We start from the raw sequence: 14,593 nt of genomic DNA on the forward strand, positions 1-14,593 counted from the left end.
CGCGGACGGCCCCGTGCACCGGCGCGCCCAGCGTCACTCCACCGGTCGGGGAAAGCCTTTCCGGCGCAAGCCGAAGCAGCTGTCGACGGCCCCGACGCTGTACGAGAACCGAGGCAGCGGCCAGGGTTTGGCGATGGTCGGCGGTCCGCATCGTCAGGGGCGCAGCCCCGGAACGGGTCCCGGTGCGGGTCCCGGGATGACCGACGAGCCGGCCGAGGTGCTGACACTGGGCGAACTCGATGCGTCGGGCCCTGCCGGCAACGCCGAGGTCCGACGCCGAGCCCGCGAGATCGCTGCGCGCCTGTCCGTGCCGCGCCCGCGGCACCGTCGCCTGCCTCGGCGGGGCGTCGGCAGACTGCGAACCCTGCCGTATCAGGACGGCGCCGAGGAACTCGATCTCGACCGCACCGTCGAAGTGCTCGCGGAGGACCCGCTCGCGCGGTCGACCGATCTGGTGATGCGGGACCGGATCCGCGACCGCCGGAAGGTGGTGCTGGTCGTCGACATCTCCGGGTCGATGCGCGGCGAACGCATCCGCACCGCCGCGGCCGCGGTGGGTGCCGTGGCCGGCGAGCTCGGCCACGACGATCTGGCGGTGGTGGCGTTCTGGTCCGAAGCCGCCGTGCTCAGCGCTCTCGGTGAGCCGGTCTCCCCGGCCCGGCTCGTGGACCTGCTGCTCCGGATCCCGAGCGAGGGTCTGACGAACGTCGGCTTCGCGCTCGAGGTGGCGGCGCGTCAGCTCCGGGACGTACCCGCCGACGAGGGACGGGTGCTGTTGCTGTCCGATTGTGTGCACAATGCCGGGCCCGATCCGCGGACCGCCGCCTCCCGGCTCCCTCGGCTCGACGTGCTCGCCGACATCTCCGGCGAACACGATCTGCTCACCGCCCGCGATCTCGCTCATGCCGGCCGTGGGCTGGCCCTGCCGATCCGGGGCCACCGCGACGTCGCTGCGGCCATCTCCCGCGCGTTCGGCGCCTGACTGTGCGCGGTTTCTCTTTGGGGGGCTTTGTGAGAAGCGTGGAGTCGTGATGAATTTCGGAAAATATTTCTGTTCCGTACTGGTCGGATTATGCAAGCCGGACTTGGGTGCGCCGAGCGGTCTTTTTCTTGAAATTATTGTGTTCCGTTTGCTTCGAATTCGGATGCGGCGGTGTCAGCGGGGGCCCGCGCCCCTCCCCTCTCGTGCCCGAGGGGGCACCGCTCGGAACGGGCGGGAGAACCGCGCCGTCGTGGCTCGCTCATCGCGCCCGGTCCACGTCCACGCACAGGATCGCCGAGTCGCTCAGGGGCTTCCCAGGTACAACCGCCCGGCATGCTCGACGACGCCCGTCACCTCGCCGAAGGGCACATCCCGGCACCCGAAGTCGTGCAGCAGGCGGCCGTCCTCCCCCACCCCAGCACCCAGGTCGTGCGAGCGGGACGAGCCAGTCGCGCCACCGGCAGCCGCCACAACGCCCGGCGTACCACGGGTCAGCTGCCTCCGAGCCGGTCGAGGACACCATTGCGGGGCGCAACCATCGCCACCCACAGCCGGCCGCCGCGCGCCCGGGAGACGTTGTCCGGCATTCCCGGAAGGTTCGTCATCAGCGACCGCGGGGCGTGGGGGCACGGACCGGCAGTCCGGTCAGGCAGTAACCGCCGGTTTCGGCGAACAGGACAGTGGATTCGTCCTCCGTGAGAGTGATGCCATTCGGGAAGTGGAGCCGGTCGAGTACGACTGGGACCGAACCGTCCGGGTCACGGCGCAGCAGCCGGCCGCTGCCGCGGTGCTCGGGCAGGGCGCCCACGTAGTGGTCCAGACCGTGGCGGGTGTGGACCGGGTGGGCCCCGCGCCGCCCGCGTTCAGCTCTCCAGGCGCTTCTTCAGACCGGTGAGCGTACTGTCGACCAGGCCCTTGATCACCCGATTCCGCAGGAAACCGGGCAGCGGCAGGTTGTGGTGGATGGTCAGCTCGTACGTGACGGAGGTGCTGGCCGGACCGACCGCGTCGAGTTGGTAGCGCCCTTCCTGCCCGGTCTGCAGGCGTCCTTGGAGCATCGACCAGCTCATGCCGTCGTCGCGGTGCCGGTAGGTCAGGGTGTAGCTGTCGGTACCGACGGTGGCCGACGCCTTGAACCGGGCGGTGCGCGGCAATCCGGTCTCCTCGTCGACCTCGAGCACCTCGGCCTCGAGGATCTCGGGGATCCACTCGGTCTGGCTCTCGAGGTCACGGATGGTCGCGAGCACGGTGCCCAAGGGCGCCTCGACCTGGACGGTCTTGGTGGCGCTGTCAGTGGGCATGCTCGCCGTCCCCGTAGTAGCCGAGCCGGAGCAGGGTGGTGATCTCGCTGATCAGCGGCATCCGCGGGTTGGTGCGGTTGCTCAGGTCCTGGAACGCGGTCATCGCCAGCTCCCGCAGGGCGGCGAGGAACTCGTCCTCCGCGATGCCGATCTCCTTCAGGGTGCGCGGCACCCCCATGCGGCGGAGCAGGACCTCGACACCCTGGAAGAGCCGGCGGCGGCTCTCCTCGGGTTCGTGCCCCCCGAAGACGATCCGCCCGAGCTGAGCGTACTTCTCGGGCGCGACGTACGCGGAGTAGCCCGGGGCCGGCATGAACTTGGTCGGCAGGCTGGCGTTGTAGCGCAGGGTGTGGGGCAGGAACACGCCGTTCACCCGGCCGTGGGCGATGCCGAACCTGGCGCCGACGGAGTGCGCGAGGGCGTGGTTCGTGCCGACGAAGGCGTTCGAGAAGGCGAGTCCGGCAAGAGTGGCGGCATTGGACATGTCGGTGCGGGCGGACAGATCGTTCGGGTCGTCGTACACCCGCGGCAGCGCCTCGAAGATCAGGCGCGCGGCCTGGACACAGAACGCATCGGTGTAGGGCGAGGCGAAGATGGAGGCTACCGCTTCCAGCGCGTGGGTCAGCGCGTCGATGCCGGTGTCGACGGTCAGGGTGCGCGGCATCGAGAGGGTGAGCATCGGGTCCACCACCGCCATATCCGGAACCAGCGAGTAGTCGACGAGGGTCTCCTTGCGGCCGGCGACGGTGAGGACGGCCGCGGGTGAGACCTCCGATCCGGTGCCGGCGGTCGTGGGGATTGCCACCAGCCGCAGCTTGTGTGGATCCTGCGGGTACTCCGCCATGCGCTTGCGGGGGTCGAGGAACGGCAGCGTCAGCTCCGCGAGATCCTTCTCCGGGTGTTCGTAGAACAACCGGATCGCTTTCGCCGCGTCGATCACCGACCCACCGCCGATGGCGATGAGCAGGTCCGGCGGGTACCCCTCGAGCAGCGCAACGCCGCGGCGGATGGTGGCCTCGTCCGGTTCCGGTTCGACCTCGCTGAACACCTTGATGTGCTCCGCGCGCAGGTGGGCGCGGAGCTCGTCGACGACTCCCCGCTGTTCGCTCAACGCGTCGGTGACGACCACAACGCTCGTACACGGGACCTCGCGGAGGTTCTCGAGGGCACCGGCATTGAAGTAGGTGTTGGAGGGCACGCGGAACCACTGCGGCGGGGTGCGCCGGTGCGCGACGGTCTTGATGTTGAGCAGCTGCTGGTAGTTGACGTTCTCGGTGGTGCTCGATCCGCCCCAAGTGCCGCAACCCAGGGAGAAGGTGGGGGTGAGGTTGTTGTAGATCCCGCCGAGCGCGCCGACCGCGGTGGGGGCGTTGACGAGGATCCGTCCGGTGCGCACGGCCAGACCGTAGGCGTCGATGACCGCCGGATCGGTGGCGTAGATGGCGGAGGTGTGGCCGAGGCCGCCGTGTTCGGTGACGAGCACGGCGGCGTCGATGCCGTGCTGGACGTCGCGGGCGCGCACGAGACCGAGGACGGGCATCAGCTTCTCCTGCACCAGAGGGTGCGCGGCGAGCTGGTCGAGGTCGGAGGGCAACGGCGCCAGGAGCACCTTGACCGCTGGATCCACGGTGAAGCCCGCGCGGGCGGCCAGTTCGGGAGCCTGCTGGCCGAGAGCGGCGAGGTTGACCTTGTCGCCGCAGCCGAAGGCGAATTCGGCCACCGCGGCGGCCTGCTCGTCCGTGAGTACGTGCGCCCCCATCCGCTCGAACTCGGCGACGGTGGCGTCGTAGATCTCGTCGTCGATGATGCAGGTCTGTTCGGCGGGGCAGATCACGGAGGCATCGAAGGTCTTCGAGATGAGGATGTCGACGACGGCGCCCTTGATGTCGGCCGTGCGGTGCAGATAGATGGGGGCGTTGCCGGGTCCCACGCCGAGCGCGGGTTTGCCGGCCGCGTTGGCGAGGGAGACGATCTTCTGCCCGCCGGTGACCCAGATGAAGTCGACCCGAGGATGCTTGAACAGGTAGTGGGTGACCTCGTGGGCGGCGTCGGGAATGACCTGCAGCGCGCCGGGGGGCATACCGGCCGCTTCGGCTGCCGCACGCAGGATCTCGACCGTGCGTTCGCACGACCGCACGGCGAAGGGCGAGGGCCGGAAGATGACGGCGTTGCGGGTCTTTGCCGCGACGATCGCCTTGTACAGCACCGTGGAGGTGGGGTTGGTGACCGGGGTGATCGCCAGGACCACGCCGATGGGTTCGGCGACGCGGACGATGCTGCGCTCGACGTCCTCCTCGATCACGCCCACGGACTTCTTGTCCTTGAGGTAGTCGTAGAGGAACTCGGTGGCCACGTAGTTCTTGACGACCTTGTCCTCGAAGACGCCGAATCCGGTCTCCTCGATCGCCACCGATGCCAGTTCCGCGGCCGCCCGGATGCCGGCCTGCGCCATGGCTTCGACGATCGCGTCGACCTGTTGCTGGTCGAGGGTGCGGAACTCGGCCGCCGCGGTGGTCGCCGTGTCGACGACCGCGTCGATCTGCTCGTGCCGGACCGGGCCGGTGTCGACGGCGGGAGTCGCCTCCGCCGTGGCGGCGTCGCCGGTGCTGTTGGTGGCCTGGGATTCGGTGCCGATCCGGGTTTCGGTCATGTTGTCTCCTCGGACTGGAGATGCCCGTCGCGCCTCGGTGTGGCCGCGGCTCCTGTTCGCGACAGTACTCGCGGCTCGAGGTGTTGACTGCGGTCTTTGGACCCTGACCGTGGGCCTTTCGCGGAGCTGCCGCTGCCGCACCCTGGGCGGCTGGTTCCGGGGTGGGCCGGAGCAGCACGGCAGTCCTGGAACCGGGCCGCGGAGGGTGGCCCGCACGCGAACGAGGCGGTCCCGGTGAATTCGGGACCGCCTCGTCGTGGGTCGGGCTGACAGGATTTGAACCTGCGACCACTTGACCCCCAGTCAAGTGCGCTACCAAGCTGCGCCACAGCCCGTCCGCGCTCTCGTCGAGCGCTCGTTGAGATTACAACAGGGACGGACCGATTCACCAATCGCCTGGTCAGGACCGTTTCGGGTGCTACTTGCCGCGGCGGTCCCGTTTCTCGCGCACGCGCACGGAGATCCGCACCGGGCTGCCCTCGAAGCCGAACTCCTCGCGCAGCCGCCGCTCGAGGAATCGGCGGTAGCCGGCCTCGAGGAAGCCGGTGGTGAACAGCACGAACGTCGGCGGCCGGGTGCCGGCCTGGGTGGCGAACAGTACCCGCGGCAGGCGGCCGCCGCGCATCGGCGGCGGAGTCGCGGCGACGACCTCCTTGAGCCAGGTGTTGAGCCGGCCGGTGGAGATGCGCTTGTCCCAGGACTCGAGGGCGGTCTCCATGGCCGGCACGAGCTTCTGCACGGCCCGGCCGGTCTTGGCGGAGATGTTGACGCGCGCCGCCCACGGCACGCGCAGCAGATCGCGTTCGATCTCCCGGCTCAGCTCGTAGCGGCGATCCTCGTCGACGAGGTCCCACTTGTTGAAGGCGATGACGAGGGCGCGGCCCGCGTCGGCGACCATCGAGATCACCCGTTGGTCCTGCTCGGTGATGGGCTCGGAGGCGTCGATCAGCAGCACCGCCACCTCCGCGGCCTCGATGGCGCCGCGGGTGCGCAGCGAGGCGTAGAACTCGGCCCCGGAGGCGGTGTTGACGCGCTTGCGCAGGCCGGCGGTGTCGACGAACCGCCAGGTCTTTCCGCCGAGCTCGACGAGGGAGTCCACCGGGTCGACCGTCGTGCCGGCGACGTTGTGCACCACCGACCTTTCGTCGCCGGCCAGCTTGTTGAGCAGGCTGGACTTGCCGACGTTGGGCTTGCCGACCAGCGCGACACGACGCGGGCCTCCCCCGCCGGTGCCTTCGCGCGGGGTCTGCGGCAGCACCGAGAGCAGCTCGTCGAGCAGGTCCCCGGTGCCGCGACCGTGGGTGGCCGACACCGAGTACGGCTGCCCCAGGCCCAGCGACCACAGGGCGGCCGCTTCGGACTCGACGCGGTCGTCGTCGACCTTGTTCGCGACGAGCAGCACCGGCGTCTTGGAGCGGCGCAGGACCCTGGCGACCGCCTCGTCGACGGCGGTGGCGCCGACGGTCGCGTCGACGACGATCAGGATCGCGTCGGCTGTGCGCATCGCAATCTCCGCCTGCCGCGCGACGGACTGTTGCAGGCCCTTCGCGTCGGGCTCCCAGCCGCCGGTGTCCTGCACCATGAATCGGCGGCCGTTCCAGTTGGCCTCGTACGAGACGCGGTCGCGGGTCACGCCCGGCACGTCCTCGACGACCGCTTCGCGGCGGCCGATGATGCGGTTGACCAGGGTCGACTTGCCGACGTTGGGTCGTCCGACCACGGCGACGGTCGGCACGGGCACGAACTCCTCGAGTTCGTCGTCCCCGACGAGCTCGAGGTCCCAGTCCGCTTCCTCCGACCAGGTGCCGTCGCCGGCGAATTCCGTCACATCCTCGCTCACAGGGTCGCTCCCGTCTGCTCGGCGACCACGGCGGCGAGCGCGGCGATCACTTCGTCGATGTCCATGTCGCTCGTGTCGACGACGACCGCGTCGTCCGCCGCGCGCAGCGGGGAGACCGCGCGGGTGGAGTCGAGGTGGTCGCGGCGCTGCACCGCGGCGAGCACCGCCTCGTAGTCGTCGCCGCGGCCTTCGGCGATGTTCTGCCGGTTGCGCCGCTGTGCCCGGGCCTCGGCGGAGGCGGTGAGGTAGATCTTCACATCCGCGTCGGGGAACACGACGGTGCCGATGTCGCGCCCCTCGACGACGATGTGCCCGGCGTCGCGGCCGATGCTCTGCTGCGCTGCGACGAGGGCCCGACGCACCGCGGGGACGGCGGAAACGGCGGAGACGGCGCCGGTGACCTCGCCGCCGCGGATGATCTCGCGGACGTCCTCCCCGGCGAGCCGGATGTCCTCGACTTCCGGGTCGGTGCCGATCGACCAGGGCAGGGACGCGGTGGCGGCGGCGATGGCGGCGGGATCGGTCAGGTCCGCCCCCGCTCGCAGGGCGTGCAGGGTCGCGACCCGGTACATGGCGCCGGTATCGAGATAGGCGGCGCCAAGGCGGCGGGCGAGCCGCTTGGAGACGGTGGACTTGCCGGTGCCAGACGGGCCGTCCATGGCGACGATCAGGGAGCTCACAGGCCCACCGCCTGGTAGAGGCCGCCGACTTCCTTGCGGCCGAGCACCCGCAGGGTGCCGGGTCGCTGGTCGCCGAGCGCGACGGGTCCGATGTCGGTGCGGACCAGGCGGATCACGGGGTGGCCGACGGCGTCGAGCAGGCGGCGCACGATGTGCTTGCGGCCCTCATGCAGTTCGAGGCGGACGAGGGACTGGCCCTCGTTTACCTGCAGGAGCGCGAAGGAATCGACCTTGGCGGGGCCGTCGTCGAGTTCGACGCCGGCGCGCAGCTGCTTGCCGATACCGCGCGGGAGGACGCCCTTGACGGTGGCGAGGTAGGTCTTGGTCACCTCGTAGGAGGGGTGCATGAGCCGGTGGGCGAGCTCGCCGTCGTTGGTGAGCAGCAGCAGCCCTTCGGTGTCGGCGTCGAGCCGGCCGACGTGGAAGAGGCGTTGTCCGGCGGCGACGCGTTCGGAGACGATGTCGCCGACGCAGGGGCGGCCGAGGTCGTCGGACATGGTGGACTGCCAGCCGCGCGGCTTGTTGAGCACGAGGTGGACGAGGTCCTTGTTGACGACGACGCGCACGCCGTCGACGCGGACGACGGCGTTCTCGGGGTCCACGCGCAGGCCCTGTTCGGTGACGATGGAGCCGTCGACCTCGACGCGGCCGGCGGCGATGAGTTCCTCGGCGGCGCGGCGGGACGCCACTCCGGCCTGGGCGAGGACCTTCTGCAGGCGCATGCCTTCGCCGGCGGGCAGTTGGGGGCGCTCGGCGGCGTGCTGGTGCCGGGCGGGTTTGGCGTTGCTGATCTTGGGGAGGGCCGCCGGGCGCTGGGCCTGGGGCTTGGGGGCGGCGGGACGGCCGCGCTTGTTGAGCGGGGTGTCGCCCTTGCGGTGTGCCTTCTTGGGCGTGGCCGCGCGGGCGGCGGGTTCGCCCCGTCGTTCGCGCGGGGGGTTCCCCGCGCGGGAGGTGGTCTTTCTGCGGTCCGGTGTGCCATCACGGCGAGCGGGCTTGTGCACTTTTTTCCTGTCTCAATCGGGATCGAACGGCGCGGGCGAGGTGGACTCGGTGCGCGGGTTCCTTCCCATTCTCGCAAATCGTGGGTCGGCCTCGAGACTTTCGCTGATGTCGTCGATCACATCGACGTCCGGGAGCAGCGGCGCGAGGGGCGGCAGGTCCTGCAGGGAGGCCAGGCCGAGGCGTTCGAGGAACAGTTCGGTGGTGACGTAGCGGGTGCCGCCGGTCTCGGGGTCGGTGCCGTCCTCGGCGATCAGGTCGCGGGCCAGGAGGGTGCGCATGACGCCGTCGACGTTGACGCCACGGACGGCGCTGACGCGGGCGCGGGTGACGGGCTGGCGATAGGCGACGACGGCGAGGGTTTCGAGGGCGGCACGGGTGAGCTTGGTGCGGGCGCCGCCCTGCAGGAGCCGTTCGACGTACGGGGCGTAGTCACGGCGGGTGTAGAAGCGCCAGCCGTCGCCGGCGTAGCGCAGGTCGATGCCCGAGCCGCGCGCGTCGAGGTCGGCCGCCATGCGGTGCAGGGTGGTCTCGACGCGGGTGGCGGTGACGCCGATCGCGTCGGCGAGCTGGGCGTTGGGGGCGGGGGTGTCGACGACGAGGAGCAGCGCCTCGAGGGCGGCGGCGAGTTCGTCGTCGGTCATCTCGAGCAGTTCGGCGTCGAGTCCGCGCGGGTCGGGGTCCGGCGTGTCGCTGCTCACCCGTAGTCCTCCTCGAATGTGGTGACGGCGTCGTCGTTCTCGCCGGTCCAGGCCACCTGAAGCGGCCCGAGCGGCTCGGGTTGGTCGAAGGTGACGGCTCGTTCGCGGTAGAGCTCGAGCAGCGCGAGGAACCGGGCGACGATCTGCAGGCTGTTGTCGCATTCGGCGACGAGTTGGCCGAAGGTGGCCCAGGTGCCGGCGCCGTGGGCGCGCAGCAGGATGAGCAGGCGGGCGGCCTGCTCGGGGACGGAGACCCGGGGGGTGTGGAGATGGTCGAGGCCGACGCGGGGTGGCGGCTTGGGCCGGAAGGCGGCGGCGGCGATCTCGGCGAACCGGGCCGCGTCGACGCCGAGGACGACCTCGGGCACCAGGTTCTCGTACTGCGGTTCGAGCGAGACCGCGCGTGGGTAGCGGCGCAGGGCGGCGGCTTCGAACTCGGCGAACAGGTCGGCGATCTGTTTGAAGGCGCGGTATTGCAGCAGGCGGGCGAAGAGCAGGTCGCGGGCCTCGAGCAGGGCGAGGTCCTCGGGGTCGTCGACGTCGCCGGAGGGCAGGAGGCGGGCGGCCTTGAGGTCGAGCAGGGTCGCGGCGACGACGAGGAACTCGGTGGTCTGGTCGAGTCCCATCTCGGGGCCGAGGGCGCGGGTGTAGGCGATGAACTCGTCGGTGACCTCGTGCAGGGCGACCTCGGTGACGTCGAGGCGGTGCTGGGAGATCAGGGTGAGCAGCAGGTCGAAGGGGCCCTCGAAGTTGCGCAGCCGTACCTGGAAGCCCGCGGGGGGCGGGGCGGGGCGGGCAGGGTCGGGCGCGGCCGGGCCGGGGGTGTCGACGGTCACGGGCTATCGGCCGGAGCGGTGGATCACTTCGCGGGCCAGGGCCCGGTAGGACTCGGCGCCGGCGGACTTCGGCGCCCAGGTGGTGATGGGTTCTCCGGCGACGCTGGTCTCGGGGAACCGGACGGTGCGGGCGATGACGCTGTCGTAGACGAGGTCGCCGAAGACCTCGACGACCCGGGACATCACCTCGCGGGCGTGCAGGGTGCGCGAGTCGAACATGGTCACGAGGATCCCGGCGAGGCTGAGCTTGGGGTTGAGCCGGTCGCGCACCTTGTCGACGGTGTCGTTGAGCAGGGCCAGTCCGCGGAGGCTGAAGTACTCGCATTCCATCGGGATGATCACCGCGTCGGCGCAGGCAAGGGCGTTGACGGTGAGCAGGCCGAGGGACGGCTGGCAGTCGACGAGGATGTAGTCGTAGCGGTCGAGGACGGGGTACAGGGCGCGGCCGAGGGCTTGTTCGCGGCCGACCTCGGAGACGAGCTGGATCTCGGCGGCGGACAGGTCGATGTTGCTGGGCAGCAGGTCCAGGCCTTCGACGCGGGTGTGCAGCAGTACGTCGTCGACGGAGACGCCGCGTTCGACGAGGAGGTTGTGCACGGTCAGGTCGAGGTCGTGGTGGGCGACACCGAGACCGGCGGACAGGGCGCCCTGCGGGTCGAGGTCGACGAGCAGGACGCGGCGGCCGTATTCGGCGAGCGAGGCACCGAGGTTGATGGTCGAGGTGGTCTTGCCGACCCCGCCCTTCTGGTTGCACATCGCGATGATCTTCGCGGGCCCATGGCTGGGCAGCGGCTGCGGTTCCGGGACGTGCCGGCGGGGCCGGCCGGTGGGGCCGAGCTCGGCCTCGGGTTCCGCGGTGTGGGTGTGCTCCGGGCCGGCGTGTGCCGCGTCGGCGCCGGGGCGGCCGTGGAGCAGGGCGTGCTGTGCTGCCGGCGCTGTGTCCGCTGCGGGCGGTTGTGGTGTCCCCACTATCCCCTGCTCCCCCTGTCCTGCTCGCTCGGCTGTCGGATCAACGCTACCGCTTCGGGTGGTGCGATGGCGCCGTGGACACGCCCTGCCGTCGCGGGCGCTATCGGGCGCGGGGGTGGGCCCCGGCCCACACCTCGCGCAGCGCACCGGCTGTGACCTGCGTGTAGATCTGTGTGGTGGTCACCGAGGCATGGCCGAGCAGTTCCTGCACCACGCGCACGTCGGCGCCGCCGTCGAGGAGGTGGGTGGCGAAGGAGTGGCGCAGGGTGTGCGGGGAGACGGCGGCGGTGACCCCGGCGCGGGTGGCGGCGGTCTGCAGCACCTGCCAGGCGCTCTGCCGGGACAGGCGGCCGCCGCGGGCGTTGAGGAACAGTGCGGGGGTGCGGCCGGTGGCCAGGGCGGGCCGGCCCCGCACGAGATAGGCGTCGACGGCGGCCAGGGCGGGCCGGCCGACCGGCACGACGCGTTGCTTGCCGCCCTTGCCGCGCAGGAGCACCGACCGGTTGGTGGTGTCGAGGTCGTCGACGTCGAGGCCGACGGCCTCGGAGATGCGTGCCCCGGTGGAGTACAGCAGTTCGAGCAGCGCCCGGTCGCGCAGGTCGCGCGGCCCGTCGGCGCTGGTGCCCGCGGAGCCGAGGATGGCCAGCACGTCGGCGACGGACAGGGCCTTGGGCAGGCGCCGGCCCGCGGCGGGGGGTTTGACGGCGCGGGCGACGTCGACGGGGGTGCGGCCTTCGGTGGTGGCGAAGCGGTGCAGTCCGCGCACGGCGACGAGGGCGCGGGCGGCGGAGCTGGCCGCGAGGGCGGGCCTGCCGCGGTCGGGGTCGCCTCGGCGCAGCGCGGTGACGAAGTCGCCGACGTGCTCTTCGCGGACGTCGGCGAGGTCGTCGATGCCGCGGTCGGTGAGGTGGTCGAGGTAGCGGGTGAGGTCGCGCCGGTAGGACGCCAGGGTGTTGGGGGCGGCGCCGCGCTCGACGGTGAGGTGGTCGAGGTAGGCGTCGAGCTGGCGGGCGAGCACCGCGTCAGTTCCCGTCGCGCTTGGTGCGCAGCAGGGCGCGGGGCCGGTCGGGCCACTCGGCCCCGGCGGGGCGCAGGGCGCCCGCGTCGCGGCGGGTGGCGGCGAGGGCGAGGATCCCCGACACGGCGGTGGCGTTGACGATCCGGCCGCCGAGCACCATGGCGACGGCCTCGGCGACGGGGACGCGGCGGATCTCGAGGTCCGCCTCCTCGTGTTCGGGGTCGGGCCGGTCGGCCTCGGACAGGCCCCGGGCCGCGTACACGCGCACGGCCTCGTCGGTGAATCCCGGCGAGAGGGCGAGGTCGACGAGCAGGTCCCAGCGGGCGGCGGCCAGGCCGGTCTCCTCGGCGAGTTCCCGGCGGGCCGCGTCGAGCGGGTCCTCGCCGGGCGCGTCGAGCAGCCCGGCGGGCAGCTCCCAGAGGCGGTGGCCGAGCGGGTGGCGGTACTGGTGGATCAGGATCAGCCGGTCCTGCTCGTCGACCGCGGCGATCGCGACGGCGCCGTGGTGTTCGACCACCTCCCGTTCGGCCTCGTGCCCGTCGGGCATGGCGACCCGGTCCACACGCAGCGACACGATCGCGCCGGTGTAGATCCGGCGCGTGGACAGCGTCCGGAACTCGTGTCGCTGCGTCACGGTCGGCTACTTGCCGCCGGCGGTGGCGTTCTCGGACGTGGTGACGACCGCGTCGCCGCCGTCCACGTCGACCTCGTCCGCGTCGTCGCCGTGCACGTCCACGGGCAGGCGCTCGGCGGCCTTGTACCGCAGCGCGGCTGCGATGAACGCGGAGAACAGCGGGTGCGGGCGGGTGGGGCGGCTCTTGAGCTCGGGATGCGCCTGGGTGGCCACGAAGAACGGGTGCAGGTCGGCGGGGTACTCGACGAACTCGACGAGATGCCCGTCCGGGGAGGTGCCCGAGAACCTCAGGCCCGACTTGGCGATCCGGTCGCGGTAGGCGTTGTTGACCTCGTAGCGGTGGCGGTGCCGCTCGGAGACCTGCTCGCCGCCGTAGGCGCGGGCGACGACCGAGCCCTTGGCGAGTACGGCCGGGTAGGCGCCGAGCCGCATCGTGCCGCCGAGATCGGCCTCGCCGGCGACGGCCTGCTCCTGATCGGCCATCGTGGAGATCACCGGATGGGTGGTGTCGGGATCGAACTCGGCGGAGTTCGCGTCGGTGATGCCCACCGAGCGGGCCGCCTCGATGACCACGCACTGCAGGCCCAGGCACAGGCCGAGCAGCGGGATCTTGCGGGTGCGGGCGTAGCGGATCGCGCCGAGTTTGCCCTCGATGCCGCGGATGCCGAAGCCTCCGGGGATCAGGACCGCGTCCACGTCGCCGAGCGCGGCCTGGGCGCCGGCCTCGGTCTCGCAGTCGTCGGAGGGCACCCAGCGGATGTCGACCTTGGCGCGGTGCGCGAAACCACCGGCGCGCAGCGCCTCGGTGACCGACAGGTAGGCGTCGGGCAGGTCGACGTACTTGCCGACGAGCGCGACCCGCACGGTCTCACGCGGCTGGTGCACCCGGTCGAGCAGGTCGCCCCACACGGTCCAGTCCACGTCGCGGAACGGCAGGCCGAGCTGGCGGACGACGTAGGCGTCGAGTCCTTCGCGGTGCAGGACCTTGGGGATGTCGTAGATCGACGGGGCGTCGGGGCAGGAGATGCAGCCGTCGACGTCCACGTCGCACATCAGCGCGATCTTCGCCTTGAGGGCGGCGGGGACCTCCCGATCGCAGCGCAGCACCAGCGCGTCGGGCTGGATGCCGATGTTGCGCAGCGCCGCCACCGAGTGCTGGGTGGGCTTGGTTTTCAGCTCACCCGACGGGGCCAGATAGGGCACGAGGGAGACGTGCAGGAAGAAGACGTTGCCGCGGCCGACGTCGTGACGGACCTGACGGGCCGCCTCGAGGAACGGTTGGGACTCGATGTCGCCGACGGTGCCACCGATCTCGGTGATGATCACGTCGGGAACGTTGCCGTCCTTGTCGGGGCCGGCCATCGCCATGATCCGGTTCTTGATCTCGTCGGTGATGTGCGGGATCACCTGGACGGTGTCGCCGAGGTATTCGCCGCGCCGCTCCTTGGCGATGACCGTGGAGTAGATCTGGCCGGTGGTGACGTTGGCGGCGGCGTTGAGATCGCGGTCGAGGAAGCGTTCGTAGTGGCCCACGTCCAGGTCGGTTTCGGCGCCGTCCTCGGTGACGAAGACCTCGCCGTGCTGGAAGGGGTTCATGGTGCCGGGGTCGACGTTCAGGTAGGGGTCGAGCTTCTGCATGGTCACGCGCATGCCGCGCGCGGTGAGAAGAGCGCCCAGGCTCGATGCCGTCAGCCCCTTGCCCAGTGAGGAGGCGACGCCCCCGCTGACGAAGATGTGCTTGGTGGCGGTACGCGAGTGGCGTGACTGTGGCAAAGAAGCTCCCGTGACGTCTGGTGCAGGACTTCGGACTGATGACGGAACTGCTGGGGCCTGCACGACCCACGGAACTTCACGGTAACACCTGTCGTGGGTCCCGCGTGCACGACTCGCCCGGATCGGACGGGGATCACACCGTTCGCCGCGCCGCGCCCGTCAGCGGGCGGCGGTTCCGACGGTGACGGCGCCGGCGTTGGGGCCGGTTCC

At 71.2% G+C, this 14,593-nt stretch carries 13 protein-coding genes and 1 tRNA gene; 1 reads left to right on the top strand and 13 read right to left on the bottom strand.

The window, feature by feature from the left end:
- Nucleotides 1-13 precede the first annotated feature (13 nt).
- Nucleotides 14-982, top strand: a complete 969-nt coding sequence (locus AIIKEEIJ_RS25765; RefSeq protein ID WP_161996856.1) for a VWA domain-containing protein — start codon at nt 14-16, stop codon at nt 980-982.
- 604 nt (nt 983-1,586) lie between these two features.
- Here AIIKEEIJ_RS25765 and AIIKEEIJ_RS25770 read toward each other — a convergent pair.
- The 13 genes from AIIKEEIJ_RS25770 to AIIKEEIJ_RS25830 all read right to left on the bottom strand — a co-directional run bounded on the left by AIIKEEIJ_RS25770 (nt 1,587) and on the right by AIIKEEIJ_RS25830 (nt 14,383).
- Nucleotides 1,587-1,802: an SMP-30/gluconolactonase/LRE family protein gene (locus AIIKEEIJ_RS25770; RefSeq protein ID WP_082120245.1), complete on the bottom strand. Its 216-nt coding sequence runs from the start codon at nt 1,800-1,802 to the stop codon at nt 1,587-1,589.
- 43 nt (nt 1,803-1,845) lie between these two features.
- Complete coding sequence (locus tag AIIKEEIJ_RS25775; RefSeq protein WP_006936756.1) at nt 1,846-2,283, bottom strand: SRPBCC family protein; 438 nt, start codon at nt 2,281-2,283, stop codon at nt 1,846-1,848.
- Entirely contained in the window at nt 2,273-4,933 is a 2,661-nt protein-coding gene (gene adhE / locus AIIKEEIJ_RS25780; protein ID WP_161996857.1) for a bifunctional acetaldehyde-CoA/alcohol dehydrogenase, read from the bottom strand. The genes AIIKEEIJ_RS25775 and adhE overlap by 11 nt, the downstream gene beginning before the upstream one ends.
- A gap of 261 nt (nt 4,934-5,194) precedes the next feature.
- Nucleotides 5,195-5,268 (bottom strand) — tRNA-Pro (locus tag AIIKEEIJ_RS25785).
- A gap of 83 nt (nt 5,269-5,351) precedes the next feature.
- Nucleotides 5,352-6,773: a ribosome biogenesis GTPase Der gene (der, locus tag AIIKEEIJ_RS25790; protein ID WP_006936753.1), complete on the bottom strand. Its 1,422-nt coding sequence runs from the start codon at nt 6,771-6,773 to the stop codon at nt 5,352-5,354.
- Entirely contained in the window at nt 6,770-7,432 is a 663-nt protein-coding gene (gene cmk / locus AIIKEEIJ_RS25795; protein ID WP_044475988.1) for a (d)CMP kinase, read from the bottom strand. The genes der and cmk overlap by 4 nt, the downstream gene beginning before the upstream one ends.
- Before the next feature lie 17 nt (nt 7,433-7,449).
- Nucleotides 7,450-8,454: a pseudouridine synthase gene (locus tag AIIKEEIJ_RS25800; RefSeq protein WP_006936744.1), complete on the bottom strand. Its 1,005-nt coding sequence runs from the start codon at nt 8,452-8,454 to the stop codon at nt 7,450-7,452.
- Between the two features lie 12 nt (nt 8,455-8,466).
- On the bottom strand, nt 8,467-9,153 hold the full coding sequence (gene scpB / locus AIIKEEIJ_RS25805) for an SMC-Scp complex subunit ScpB (protein ID WP_006936742.1): 687 nt from the start codon (nt 9,151-9,153) through the stop codon (nt 8,467-8,469).
- A complete protein-coding gene (locus AIIKEEIJ_RS25810) occupies nt 9,150-9,989 on the bottom strand; it encodes a segregation/condensation protein A (protein ID WP_161996858.1) in 840 nt (279 codons plus the stop codon). Before AIIKEEIJ_RS25810 ends, scpB begins: the two co-directional genes overlap by 4 nt.
- A 3-nt stretch (nt 9,990-9,992) precedes the next feature.
- Nucleotides 9,993-10,958, bottom strand: coding sequence for a ParA family protein (locus tag AIIKEEIJ_RS25815; RefSeq protein WP_006936740.1), 966 nt, complete (start codon nt 10,956-10,958; stop codon nt 9,993-9,995).
- A gap of 100 nt (nt 10,959-11,058) precedes the next feature.
- Nucleotides 11,059-11,976, bottom strand: coding sequence for a site-specific tyrosine recombinase XerD (gene xerD / locus AIIKEEIJ_RS25820; protein WP_006936739.1), 918 nt, complete (start codon nt 11,974-11,976; stop codon nt 11,059-11,061).
- A 4-nt stretch (nt 11,977-11,980) separates the two neighbouring features.
- Nucleotides 11,981-12,610, bottom strand: a complete 630-nt coding sequence (locus AIIKEEIJ_RS25825; RefSeq protein ID WP_161996859.1) for an NUDIX domain-containing protein — start codon at nt 12,608-12,610, stop codon at nt 11,981-11,983.
- Nucleotides 12,611-12,616: 6 nt separating this feature from the next.
- Entirely contained in the window at nt 12,617-14,383 is a 1,767-nt protein-coding gene (locus AIIKEEIJ_RS25830) for a CTP synthase (protein ID WP_006936731.1), read from the bottom strand.
- Between the last annotated feature and the right edge of the window lie 210 nt (nt 14,384-14,593).

The organism is Rhodococcus sp. YH1, assembly GCF_009939605.1.
Lineage (GTDB): Bacteria > Actinomycetota > Actinomycetes > Mycobacteriales > Mycobacteriaceae > Rhodococcus > Rhodococcus aetherivorans.

What these genes read in the sequence shown, in the direction of transcription:
- AIIKEEIJ_RS25775 (WP_006936756.1), bottom strand. Translation starts at nt 2,283, where the DNA reads ATGCCCACTGACAGCGCCACCAAGACCGTCCAGGTCGAGGCGCCCTTG.
- adhE (WP_161996857.1), bottom strand. Translation starts at nt 4,933, where the DNA reads ATGACCGAAACCCGGATCGGCACCGAATCCCAGGCCACCAACAGCACC.
- cmk (WP_044475988.1), bottom strand. Translation starts at nt 7,432, where the DNA reads ATGGACGGCCCGTCTGGCACCGGCAAGTCCACCGTCTCCAAGCGGCTC.